Below are 11,768 nucleotides of genomic sequence, written 5' to 3'. Positions count from 1 at the left end.
TGGCCGGGAGTGGACTATGGTGAGATCAAGGAGCGCCCGCGCCGAGTCGCCCCAGGAGAGTGGCCCATCACGCGCTTGTAGGCGCGACTGAACGCTGCCTGCGACGCGTAGCCAAGACGCTCTGCCACGACCTCGATGGAGAGGCTTTGGTGGTGGGTCAGCCATTGACTCGCCAATTGCATTCGCAGCTCGGTCACGTAGCGCAGGGGCGCGGTTCCGATAACAGTCTGGAACCGGTCTGCAAAGACAGAACGCGAGATGTTGGATTCTGCAGCCAGCGCTTCGACGGTCCAGTCACGCCCAGGGTCTTTGTGCAGGGCAAGCAACGACAGCGATAGACGAGGGTCGCGCATGGCCATGACCAGGCCCGATGCGCCGTCGCAACCGCGCTCGACCCAGTCACGGACGATCATCGCGGCAACTGCGTCCGCCAGCCGCGCGAGTATGCCGGCAAATCCGATACGTCCGGAACACACCTCGCGCTTCATCGCGTCGACCATCGGCAACAGCCCGGGAAACTGGGTACCGTTGCCATCGGCCAACATCACCGCCGGCATCACCTTGCTCAACCCTTGCATGCCACCCAGATCGAACACCATGCATCCGTGGAAAAGCACGGCGCTTGGCACGGCATGGGTGCTCGGGCACGTGTCTATCCCGCTCACCGTGTCACCCAGCGGGGCTGCGTCTATCGTTTCCAGGCACTGGACGGGATGGTTCTCGCCCGACAGCAACGCGTGTCCTTCTCCGCGGGGAAGAAGCACGACATCCCCGGCGGAGAGCAGGTGTTGGCTGCCGTCCTCGCCACGAAGAGTCGCAGTGCCCACTGCCAGGTAATGGAAGTAGGCGTGGCCTGGCTTCGGGGGAAATCCAAGCCCAAAGGTCGGCCCGGTCTGAATGCGTCGGTATTGAACGCCATGCAGCCGCATGCCGGTCAGCAGCTCGCTGATCAGGTCGGAGGGCAGGTGTGGGGCGTGGCTCATGGAGACAGCTCGGGGTTTCGATCAAAAATACAGGCCGGACAATCATAGATCATCCTGCCATGCCTCCCTAGACTCTCGGCTGCACGAATGCACTGGGATCTTTGATGAGCAATAACGTAGTGGATACCGCGGTCGCGCCTGATTCTGTGACCCGGGATAGCGGGGAGCCGTCGTCATCGGCATGGGTGGCCGTGTTTTCGCTGGCCATGGGTGTCTTCGGGCTGCTCACGGCCGAATATCTGCCTGCCAGCCTGTTGACGCCAATGGCGGCGGACCTGGGGGTGTCGGAGGCGCTGGCGGGTCAAGCAGTGACGGTCACCGCGGTAGTGGCCCTGTTCGCCGGCCTGCTTGTGCCTCGGCTGACCCGTTCGACGGACAGGCGCCTGGTGCTGTTGGGTTTCACGGGCCTGATGATCCTCTCCAACGCCCTGGTGGCATTGTCGTCCAGCATGGGCGTTTTGCTGGTGATGCGCGTCCTTCTGGGCATCGCCCTGGGTGGTTTCTGGAGCATGGCAGCGGCCGTGGCCATGCGGTTGGTGCCGCCGCAGCGCGTGCCTCGCGCGCTCTCCATCATCTTCAGCGGCATTGCGGTCGGCACGGTGGTGTCGGTGCCTTTGGGCAGCTACCTCGGTGGTCTGCTGGGCTGGCGCAGCGCCTTCTGGGCCGCGACCGCGGTAGGTGGACTCACGTTTGCGTTCCAGTGGTTCACGCTGCCCCGAATGGCCCCGCGCAAGGCAGCAGTTCCGGAGTCGGTGGTGGGGCTCTTGCGCCGGCCAGGCGTTGCGGTCGGCATGCTGGGCTGCGTTCTGGCGCACACCGGTCAGTACTCGCTCTTCACCTATATCCGCCCGACGCTGGAGAGCCTGGGGCAGATGAGCGCGGATGGCCTGGCGCTGATTCTGCTCGGATTCGGCGTGGCGAACTTTGTCGGCACACTCCTGGCCGGCTGGCTCATGGAGCGCAGCTTGAAAGTCACGTTGGTGATCATGCCTGCCTTGGTTGGGGTAGCCGCGCTGGGCATGGTCCTGTTGCCGGTGGGCGTTGGCGGGCTGGCGATGCTGGTCGCGCTGTGGGGCCTGGCCTTCGGTGGCGTGCCCGTTGCCTGGTCGAGCTGGGTTGCACGTGCGGTGCCCGATCAGGCCGAGAGTGCCGGCGGGATGGTGGTTGCTGCTGTGCAGTCCTCGATCGCGGCGGGGGCGGCCTTGGGCGGCCTGGTGTTCGGGCTGGGAGGCATCGTTGCCGTCCTCACCGTTGCCGCGGCGGTGATGCTGCTCGCCAGCGTGCTCATTGCGTTGCGTGTCAGGGTGAGCGCGGCGGCGTTGTCGGCAGGTCCGGTGTTTCACCTTTAGCCGTCATCTGTCCTGAGCGTCCTGCTGGCCAACTGAAGGTCGCCACACCCACAGTTGGCCAGCGGGCCGCATTAGTCCAACCAAGGCAACTCGACAACAACCTTGCCCTTCGCCCGCCCGCTCTCCACATAAGCCAACGCGCCCTGGGTGTCCTGGAACGGAAACACCCGGTCGATGACCGGGCGGATCGCACCGGACTCGACCAGCGGGGTGATCCCGCGCAACTGCTGCCCGTCGGCGCGCATGAAGACAAAGGTGTAGGTCACGCCTTTCTGCCTGGCCTTCCTGCGGATGCCACGGCTGAGCAGGCGCAGGACCTGCTTGAGCGGCCAGCTGAGCCCGCGTGCGGCGGCAAAGGCCGGCGTCGGTGGCCCGGAGATGGAGATGAGATGTCCGCCCGGCTTGAGGATCTGCAGCGAGCGCTCCAGCTCCTCTTTACCCAGGCTGTTGAGCACCACATCGTAGTCGCGGAGCTCGGAGGCGAAGTCCTGCTGCCTGTAATCGATGACGACATCCGCGCCCAGCGCCTTCACCCACGCGACGTTGGCCGTGCTGGTCGTGGTCGCCACGAACGCACCAAGATGCTTGGCCAGTTGGATGGCCACGGTGCCGACGCCGCCGGATCCCGCCTGGATGAAGACCTTCTGTCCTGGCTTCAGCCGTGCCGTTTCCACAAGCGTCTGCCACGCGGTCAGTGCGACCAGCGGCAGCGAGGCGGCCTCCACCATGCTGAGGTTGCCGGGCTTTGGCGCCACAGAGCCCGCGTTGACTGCGATGAACTCGGCGAACGTGCCGATGCGATCATCGTCGGGACGTGCATATACCTCATCGCCCGGCTTGAACTGGGAAACGCCCGCGCCCACACGCTCCACCGTACCGGCCAGGTCGTTGCCCAGAATCAGAGGCAGGCGATACGGCAGGACCGCCTTGAACTCGCCACGCCGGATCTTCGTATCCAGCGCGTTGACGCTGGCCGCGTGCACGCGGATGAGCACATCGCCCTCGCGCAGCGGCGGCGTTGCTACATCACCGACGTGCCCCGTTTCCTTCTTGCCATAGCGGTCGATGAGGAAGGCTTTCATGCGCGGTAACGCTCCGCAGCCTGCGCTTGGCGGAGATCCGAGAGCAGGCCCTGGCGCGATGCCTCCAGCGTGTCCCAGCGTTCGGCCACATGCAGCGGCGGAATGGTCACGGTCTCGCGGCGATCAAAGCCGACCAGGGCGGCATCGACCAGTTCGCCAACGTCCATCACTTCGGGCAGCGTGTTGATGTCGATGCCGGCACGCTCCCAGATCTCGGTGCGGGTGGCCGCCGGCAGGACGGCCTGCACGTAGACGCCCTTGGGCGACAGTTCCAGGCTGAGGCCCTGCGACAGGAACAGCACGAAGGCTTTGGTCGCGCCGTAGACGGTCATGCCAAGCTCCGGTGCCAGGCCGACTACCGAGCCGATGTTGACGATCGCGCCTTCGCCGGCGGTGGCCAATCGCGGTGCAATGGCAGCGGCCAGGCGCGTCAGGGCGAGGGTGTTCAGTGTTACCAGTTGGTCGATGCTGTCGGCCGATTGCGCGGTGAAGCCGCCGGACTGGGCGATGCCTGCGTTGTTGATCAGGATGCCGATACGGGCATCGTCACGCAGGCGGGCTTCCACGGCGGCCAGATCGCTGCGCTGGGTGAGGTCGGCCGGCAGGACCTCTACGGCCACCCCGGTGTCCTGGCGCAGGCGCGCGGCCAATGTTTCCAGGCGCGTCTTGTCGCGCGCAACCAGCACCAGGTCGTGGCCGCGGCGTGCGAAGCGTTCGGCGTAAACGGTGCCGATGCCGCTGGAGGCGCCGGTGATGAGGACGATGGGAAGCTGGCTCATGGTGTATCTCTTGGAATTGGAAGGGGCGAACGGGGTGTGCAGCGCGGCGCTGTCGAACGGGTTACTGCGGCGCCGTATCGGTCAATGCGGGGTAGTCGGTGTAGCCCTCCGCACCGCCGCCGTACAACGTCGCTGGATTCAACGCGTTCAACGGTGCGCCGGTTTTCAGGCGTTCGACCAGATCGGGATTGCTGATGAAGGCACGGCCAAACGCGACCAGGTCTGCCTTGCCAGCGGCAAGCCGTGCGTTGGCCAGTTCGAGGTCGTAGCCATTGTTGGCCAGGTAGGTGCCGGTGAAACGTCGGCGCAGGCTGTCAAAGTCGAACGGCGCTACGTCGCGCGGGCCACCGGTAGCACCTTCCACCACGTGCAGGTACACGATGCCAAGAGCGCTGAGCTGATCAACGATGTAGTCGTACTGCGGCTGCGGGTCGCTGACGGTGGAAATCGCGTTGGCCGGGGAAACCGGCGAGATGCGCACACCGGTACGATCGGCACCGATCTCCTGCGCCACGGCGGCGGTGACGTCCAGCAGCAGGCGCGCGCGGTTCTCGATCGAACCGCCGTACGCATCGGTGCGCTGGTTGGCGCCGTCCTTGATGAACTGTTCCAGCAGGTAGCCGTTCGCACCGTGGATTTCGACCCCATCGAAGCCGGCGGCGATGGCATTGGCGGCGGCCTGGCGGAAGTCGTTGACGATGGCCGGCAGTTCGTCGATCTCCAATGCGCGCGGCTCGGACACATCAACAAAGCCGTTGTGCACGAACGTCTTGGTCTGCGCACGGATGGCCGAAGCGGAGACGGGTGCGGCATGTCCGGGCTGCAGATCCACGTGCGAGATGCGGCCCACGTGCCAGAGCTGCACGAAGATGTGCCCGCCCCGTGCGTGCACGGCGTCGGTGACCTGGCGCCAGCCGTCGATCTGATCCTGCGTGTAGAGCCCGGGCGTGTCCTGGTAGCCCTGGGCCTGGGCCGAGATCTGGGTGGCCTCGGTGATGATCAGGCCCGCCGAGGCCCGCTGGGCGTAGTAGGTGGCCGCCAGCCGGTTGGGCACCAGGCCGGCATCGGCGCGGTTGCGCGTCAGCGGTGCCATCACGATGCGGTTGGCCAGCGTCAGCGGGCCAAGGGGGTAGGGCTGGAAGAGTGTCGTGGTCGTCATCTGATGTTGGGCTGGTGGTCGTTGCTGCAATGATGATGACCGTAATCCTCGCTGTCAATGGTTTGATGATGAATGTAATCAATATGTGCTAGACTGCCGTCCTTCCGCAGCACATCCCCTGGGGCATCGGGTCATGAAGGTCACCAAGGCACAAGCGCAGGCCAACCGGGCGCACATTGTCGAAACCGCATCCACGCTCTTCAGGGAGCGGGGCTACGACGGTGTAGGCGTCGCAGACCTGATGGCGGCTGCAGGCTTTACCCACGGTGGCTTCTACAAGCATTTCGGCTCCAAGACCGACCTCATGGCCGAAGCCTCCATCTGCGGCCTGGCGCAATCTGCCGACGCTGCGGCGGGCATGGATCTGGCGGGATTTCTTGGCTACTACCTTTCCCGGGAGCATCGGGATGACCCCGGCCACGGCTGCACGATGGCCGCGTTGAGTGCAGACGCCGCGCGCCAGCCGGCAACGGTCAAGGCAGCCTTTGCCGCCGGCATTGAAGCCCAGGTAGGGCGCCCTGCCGGCGAGGATGATCCGTCGAGCGAGCACGCCAGCCCGGAGGCGCGTGCGCGCCGGATAGCCCTGATGGCCATGGCCGTGGGTGCGGTGGTGCTGTCCAGGTCCTGTCCGGATGATTCGCCGCTGGCGGACGAAATCCTGGATGCGTGCCGGGCGGCTGTCATGGCGCGCCTGTCGGATGCGCCCGATCGCTGAGTCGCGCCTGCCCGCGTGCGTCTGGGCCGTCAGCCGGCGCGCGCGATGCAGGCCGCCGTGCTTCAGTCCGACCTGGCGTCGCCGCGGACCTTAAGCGTCCCGCTTCAGCCAGCCCACCAGCGCCGAAAATGCCGGCGAGGGCTGCCGGCGGTTCGGGTAGTACAGGTGATAGCCCGGAAAAGGCACGCACCATTTGTCGAGCACGGCAAGCAGCCGGCCCTCGGTAATGTGATCGGCCACCATCGGCTCAGGCACGTACGCCAGGCCCAGGCCGTCCAGGGCGGCATTGATCACGTGGATCATGCTGTTGAACACCAGTGGTCCGTCGCCGCGCACGGTGAACTCCTTGCCCTTCTCCTCGAACTCCCACGCATAGATGGCGCCATTCGGGCGATGCCGGATGTGCACGCAGCGATGTTGGGTGATATCGGCGGGCTTCCTTGGCTTGGCATGCTTCTGGAAGTAGTCGGGCGATCCCACCACCACCAGCCGCCAATCCGGCCCGACCCTGACCGCGATCATGTCCTTGCTGAGCGCCTCGCCCAGCCGGATGCCGGCGTCGAAGCGCTGTTCCACCACGTTGGTGAAGCCGTAATCGACGTAGAACTCCATTGTGATGTCCGGATACTCGGCGAGGAATCCGGCAAGGCGAGGGCGGATGATGGTCTCCATCGAATCGTCCGTGCAGGAGATCCGCAGGGTTCCGGCCGGGCGATCGCGCAGATCCCCCAATGCCTCCACACTGGCGCCGATGGCCTCGAAGTGCGGTGCGATGGAGCGCATCAGGCGCTCGCCCGCCTCGGTCGGGGAGACGTTGCGCGTGGTCCGGGCCAGCAGCCGGATGCCCAGGCGCTCCTCGAGCAGCCGCATGGAGTGGCTGAGCGCCGAGGGTGTCACCCCCAGGCGAACAGCTGCCTTGGTGAAGCTCTGCTCCTGTGCCACCACCAGGAAGGCCTGCAGGTCGTTGGTCTTCACGCTGCTCATGGGTCAATTGTGAGCTCAACTCAGTAATGCATCAACTTTCAGCCGGCTTATCGCGGTAGCAGGCGCCGCCTATCTTGGCGACCTGAGTTCCCACTGAGGCCGTCCGCACATGAAACCCACCACGCTGCTGCTGGCACTGATTGCCAGCCATTTCGTTCCGCAGTCGGCCGTGGCCGCCGAGGCACCGGTCGCAGCAAGAACCGCCGGCGCCGACAATTTCTACAGAAGCACCAGCGTAAAAGGCGAGCGCGTCAGCTTCCGCAACCAGTACCAGATGGAGGTGGTCGGAACGCTGTACCGGCCTCAGGGCCAGGTGCGGGGTGCCCGCGCGCCAGCCGTGGTAGTCGGTCATCCGATGGGCGCAGTGAAGGAGCAGAGTTCACAGTTGTACGCGCAGAAGCTGGCTGAGCAGGGCTTCGTTACGCTGGCGATCGACCTGTCCTTCTGGGGTGAAAGCGCCGGTACGCCTCGGCACCTGGTGTCGCCGGAAATCTATTCGGATGACATCAGTGCGGCGGTGGACTTGCTGAGCGCGCAGTCGTTCGTGGACCCGGAACGAATTGGCGGCTTGGGTATCTGCGGCAGTGGCAGTTTCGTGATCAGCGCGGCGAAGATCGATCCACGCATCAAGGCAATCGCGACGGTCAGCATGTATGACATGGGCGCCGCTGTGCGCCAGGGGTTGAACAACACGCAGTCGCTTCAACAGCGCAAAGCGATGATCCAAGCGGCGACGAAGCAGCGCCTGGTTGAGTTCAACGGTGGGCAGGCCGCCTATGTGCCGGGCACCGTGAACACGCTGGACGCCGATACGCCGGACGTGCAGCGTGAGTTCTTCGATTTTTACCGTACGCCGCGCGGTGCCTATGCGGCCGCAGGCGAGCAGCCCGAACGAACCACCCAGCCGCTGTTCAGCAGCCTGGTCAAGTTCGTCAATTTTTATCCTCTCAACGATATCGAGACCATCTCGCCGCGGCCGATGTTGTTCATCTCGGGTGACCATGCACATTCCCGTGAGTTCAGCGAGGATGCGTACCGCAGGGCAGCCCAGCCGAAGGAACTCTACTGGGTGAAAGATGCCGGCCACGTAGACCTGTATGACCGCACCGACCTGATTCCCTTCGCCAGGTTGGCGACGTTCTTCCAGCAAGGCCTCGCTGGGAAATGAGCAGTAACGACGCGACGGCCGAACGGGCCAACTGGGGCGGTGTGCTCGCGATGACGCTATGCGTGTTCGCACTGATCGCCTCCGAATTCATGCCGGTGAGCCTGCTCACGCCCCTGGCGGCTGACCTCGGTGTGTCCGAAGGGCTGGCCGGGTATGGAATTGCCATCTCCGGCGCCTTAGCAGTGCTGACCAGCCTGTCGATCTCCCGGTTGGCCGGCAGCATCAACCGGAAGACGCTGCTGCTGACGCTCACCGCGGTGATGGCGGTGTCGGGCGTGGTGGTGGCGATGGCTCCGAGCTACCCGATGTACATGATGGGCCGGGCGCTGATCGGCGTGGTGATCGGTGGGTTCTGGTCGTTGTCTGCGGCCACGGCCATGCGCCTGGTGCCTGCAGCGCAGGTGCCGCGAGCACTGGCGATCTTCAATGGCGGCAACGCGCTGGCGACGGTAGTGGCCGCGCCACTGGGCAGTTACCTTGGCGGCGTGATCGGATGGCGCGGCGCGTTCCTGTGCCTTCTGCCTGTGGCAGCCATCGCGCTGGCATGGCAGTGGCGGTGCCTTCCTTCCATGCCCGCAGAAGGAGGGCCATCCCACGGCGGGGTACTGGCCCTGTTGCGGCGGCGGGTGGTGATGCTGGGCATGGCGGCGTGCGGCGCGTTCTTCATGGGGCAGTTTGCCGTGTTCACCTATGTGCGCCCGTTCCTGGAGAAGGTCACGGGTGCAGGGGAATCCGCAGTTCCGCTGGTGCTGCTGGCCATGGGTGCAAGCGGCTTTGTGGGCACGCTCGCGATCGGGGCATTCATCAGGCGCGGGCTCTACCGCACGCTGGTGGCTGTCCCGATCCTGATGGCGGTGATTGCCGTAACGCTGGTGCCGCTGGGTTCGCACCTTTGGCCGACTGCCGCACTGTTTTCGGTATGGGGGCTGCTGGCCACGGCTGCACCGGTGGGCTGGTGGAGCTGGCTGGCGCGTACGTTCACCCGCAACGCTGAGGCGGGCGGCGGGCTGATGGTAGCGGTGGTGCAGTGCTCGATCGCGCTGGGTTCCACCCTCGGTGGCCTGCTGTTGGACAGCGCTGGTTTCGCCAGTACGTTCCTGGCCGGCGCAGGCCTGCTGTTGCTCGCGGCCTTGCTTGCCCATGTCACGGCCGCCGATGCTGCATCCGCGTCCGGCTCGGCGGTTGCCACGGAAGCCCGAGGCTGATGGGACGCGCAGCGTGGATCATTGCGCAGCTGCTTTCGCTTTGCCTTGCATTCGCGGCGGTGCCTGCATGTTCTGCCGGGCAGAATCAGCACGCCGTTGCGCTCATGAAAACCGCACCCAACCCGAAGGTCCCTGCAATGAAGATCCGGCTGATCATCAACGACCAGACATTGTCGGCCACGTTGGCGGACAGCGTTCCCGCACGCGACTTCGCCGCCCAGTTGCCGATTACCCTTCAGCTTGAGGACTATGCTGCTACGGAGAAGATCGCGCAGCTCCCTCACCGCCTCAACATTGCCGGCGAACCGGACGGGATCACGCCAGTGGCCGGCGATATCGCCTTCTACGCGCCGTGGGGGAATCTGGCGATCTTCCACAGGCCGTTCGGTTACTCGAAGGGTCTGGTGCGGTTGGGCCGCATCGAGGGGGACTTACAGGCGCTTCGCGCGGAGGGACCGGTGGAAGCGCGGATCGAGTTCGAGTAGACGTCTGGCTACGTTCCCTGCACACGAAGGAGCAGCTATGAACATCAAGTACAGCCGGTTCTCTGTCACCGAGCTGGATGCCCACCAGCAAGCCATCATTCCAATCAGCGCCTGCGCAGCGGCGGGTAACATGAGTGCCCTTGATCAGGCGTTGAATCAAGGTCTGGACGCGGGGCTGAGCGTGGCAGAGGTGCGCGAGATCCTCGTGCAGGTCTATGCTTATGCAGGTTTCCCACGGAGCCTGAACGCGTTGAGCGAACTGATGAGGGTGGCGCAGGCACGCAGGCAGCGGGGCATCCAGGATGAAGCTGGCCGCGAGCCGGGCAGGCCGATCCCCAAAGGAGACGCTCTGCTCGCCGCAGGCACGGCCAATCAGACCAGGCTGGCTGGCGGCCCGGTCTCAGGGCCTTTGTTCGATTTCGCACCCCAGGCAAATGAGTACCTGCGTACGCATCTGTTTGGCGACATCTTCGAGCGCGACAACCTTGATTGGCAAATCCGCGAGTTGGCCACGGTCAGCATGCTGGCTGCCATGTCCGGGGTGGAGCCGCAGTTGCAGTCTCACATTGGCATCAGCATGAACATAGGGCTGCGCCCAGAGCAGCTGTACTCGCTGGCTGCTGTTCTCGAAGCGCGCTTCGGCCTGGAGGCCGCGGAACGTGTTCGTGTCGGTATTCAATGCCAGCTGGACGTTCGGCACGAATGATGTTCAGACGAGAGATACCGTCGCATGGCGCACGCATTGGAGGATTGAATGAAAAAGATGATCATCGGAACGTTGATCAGCATGCTGGCAGGACCCTTCAGTGTTGGAGCGCAGGAGGCACAGATGACAAGGCTCTCGAAGATCACCGTCAATGCAGACCATCTGCCCGCCTATAGAGACGCCTTGGCGGAGGAGGTTCGCGCTTCAATGGAGCTGGAGCCCGGCGTGCTGTCGTTGTATGCGGTCTTTGACAAGGAAGATCCGACCCGGCTGACAATCCTTGAAATCTATGCGAGCCGGCAGGCTTACGAACAGCATGTGAAGAGCTCGCATTTCCTCAAGTACAAAAACGGCACGCTGCACATGGTCAAGTCACTGGAACTGGTTGATGTTGATCCTCTTCTGCCGGAGCTGAAAATCAAATAATCGCCGGGTGGGGGGCGATACCCAAACGGTCACCATTTGCCGGCGTGACGGCGCGGCGCTACGCTTCCACGATGTCAACTTCGACCTCCGCAGCACTCGACGCCGGACGCGGCCCCGCCGAGCACGGCGTGCGCACCCAGATCATCGAGGCTGCCACCGCGCATTTCAGCCACTACGGCTATGACAAGACCACGGTGTCCGACCTCGCCAAAGCCATCGGCTTCTCGAAGGCGTACGTCTACAAGTTCTTTTCCTCCAAGCAGGCCATTGGCGAGGTGATCTGCGCCAATTGCCTCAGTCAGATCGAAAGCGAGGTTCATCAGGCCCTGCAAGGCGTGCAAGCGCCTGCCGAGAGGCTGCGGTTGTTGTTCACCGTCTTTGTGGAGGCCGGTCTTCGCCTGTTTCTGCAGGATCGGCGCCTGTATGAAATTGCCGTTGCGGCCGCGACGGATCAATGGCCTTCCGCGCAGGCGTATGAAGGGCGCATCAGGCAGCTTGTTGAAGACATCATCAAGGATGGACGCGCTTCTGGGGCATTTGAGAGCACGACGCCGCTTGAGGACACCAGCCGTGCGGTCTACCAGGTCCTGCTTCCTTATCTGAACCCTGTAACGCTGCCGCACCTGGCGCCCCTGCACAAAGAAGCGCCAAGTGCCTTGCAGGAGTTGGTCCTCCGGAGCCTTGAGTCACGCCCGCAGTGACTATTGACTATATTAGTCACTAGGAA

13 protein-coding genes are annotated in these 11,768 nt (G+C 64.3%); 8 read left to right on the top strand and 5 right to left on the bottom strand.

Going from position 1 to position 11,768, the window contains the following annotated elements; genetic code table 11:
* Positions 1-14 precede the first annotated feature (14 nt).
* Positions 15-983, bottom strand: a complete 969-nt coding sequence (locus QP457_RS11370) for an AraC family transcriptional regulator (protein WP_205404170.1) — start codon at positions 981-983, stop codon at positions 15-17.
* Positions 984-1,087: 104 nt separating this feature from the next.
* Between QP457_RS11370 and QP457_RS11365 the strand changes: the two genes are divergently transcribed.
* Positions 1,088-2,332, top strand: a complete 1,245-nt coding sequence (locus tag QP457_RS11365) for an MFS transporter (RefSeq protein ID WP_205404169.1) — start codon at positions 1,088-1,090, stop codon at positions 2,330-2,332.
* Positions 2,333-2,403: 71 nt separating this feature from the next.
* On the opposite strand, the gene QP457_RS11360 is transcribed toward QP457_RS11365, so the two are convergent.
* The 3 genes from QP457_RS11360 to QP457_RS11350 form a co-directional block, all read right to left on the bottom strand.
* The gene (locus QP457_RS11360) at positions 2,404-3,414 is read right to left on the bottom strand and encodes an NADP-dependent oxidoreductase (RefSeq protein ID WP_205404168.1); all 1,011 of its coding nucleotides are present in this window, start codon (positions 3,412-3,414) and stop codon (positions 2,404-2,406) included.
* Complete coding sequence (locus QP457_RS11355; RefSeq protein ID WP_205404167.1) at positions 3,411-4,193, bottom strand: SDR family oxidoreductase; 783 nt, start codon at positions 4,191-4,193, stop codon at positions 3,411-3,413. The genes QP457_RS11360 and QP457_RS11355 overlap by 4 nt, the downstream gene beginning before the upstream one ends.
* Positions 4,194-4,254: 61 nt before the next feature.
* Positions 4,255-5,352 carry an alkene reductase gene (locus tag QP457_RS11350; protein ID WP_205404166.1) on the bottom strand — a complete coding sequence of 366 codons (1,098 nt, stop codon included), beginning with the start codon at positions 5,350-5,352 and terminating at the stop codon, positions 4,255-4,257.
* 133 nt (positions 5,353-5,485) lie between these two features.
* Between QP457_RS11350 and QP457_RS11345 the strand changes: the two genes are divergently transcribed.
* Positions 5,486-6,067: a TetR family transcriptional regulator gene (locus QP457_RS11345; protein ID WP_205404164.1), complete on the top strand. Its 582-nt coding sequence runs from the start codon at positions 5,486-5,488 to the stop codon at positions 6,065-6,067.
* Positions 6,068-6,157: 90 nt separating this feature from the next.
* Here the strand turns inward: QP457_RS11345 and QP457_RS11340 are convergent, their stop codons facing one another.
* Entirely contained in the window at positions 6,158-7,051 is an 894-nt protein-coding gene (locus tag QP457_RS11340) for a LysR family transcriptional regulator (protein WP_205404163.1), read from the bottom strand.
* Positions 7,052-7,160: 109 nt separating this feature from the next.
* Here QP457_RS11340 and QP457_RS11335 point away from each other — a divergent pair, with 109 nt between their 5' ends.
* The 6 genes from QP457_RS11335 to QP457_RS11310 all read left to right on the top strand — a co-directional run bounded on the left by QP457_RS11335 (position 7,161) and on the right by QP457_RS11310 (position 11,742).
* Positions 7,161-8,219, top strand: coding sequence for an alpha/beta hydrolase (locus tag QP457_RS11335; RefSeq protein WP_205404161.1), 1,059 nt, complete (start codon positions 7,161-7,163; stop codon positions 8,217-8,219).
* Complete coding sequence (locus tag QP457_RS11330; RefSeq protein WP_205404159.1) at positions 8,216-9,424, top strand: MFS transporter; 1,209 nt, start codon at positions 8,216-8,218, stop codon at positions 9,422-9,424. Before QP457_RS11335 ends, QP457_RS11330 begins: the two co-directional genes overlap by 4 nt.
* A 137-nt stretch (positions 9,425-9,561) precedes the next feature.
* Positions 9,562-9,909: a cyclophilin-like fold protein gene (locus tag QP457_RS11325; RefSeq protein ID WP_205404157.1), complete on the top strand. Its 348-nt coding sequence runs from the start codon at positions 9,562-9,564 to the stop codon at positions 9,907-9,909.
* A 37-nt stretch (positions 9,910-9,946) separates the two neighbouring features.
* Positions 9,947-10,615, top strand: a complete 669-nt coding sequence (locus tag QP457_RS11320; protein WP_205404156.1) for a carboxymuconolactone decarboxylase family protein — start codon at positions 9,947-9,949, stop codon at positions 10,613-10,615.
* Positions 10,616-10,663: 48 nt separating this feature from the next.
* Positions 10,664-11,041, top strand: coding sequence for an antibiotic biosynthesis monooxygenase family protein (locus tag QP457_RS11315; RefSeq protein WP_205404153.1), 378 nt, complete (start codon positions 10,664-10,666; stop codon positions 11,039-11,041).
* Between the two features lie 71 nt (positions 11,042-11,112).
* Positions 11,113-11,742 (top strand): TetR/AcrR family transcriptional regulator, encoded by a 630-nt coding sequence (locus tag QP457_RS11310; RefSeq protein WP_205404152.1) that lies wholly within the window; start codon positions 11,113-11,115, stop codon positions 11,740-11,742.
* Positions 11,743-11,768: the final 26 nt, after the last annotated feature.

Source organism: Stenotrophomonas sp. As-7 (assembly GCF_030291015.1).
Classification (GTDB): Bacteria; Pseudomonadota; Gammaproteobacteria; order Xanthomonadales; family Xanthomonadaceae; genus Stenotrophomonas; species Stenotrophomonas lactitubi.
This window is presented reverse-complemented; position numbering and strand designations above follow the sequence as displayed.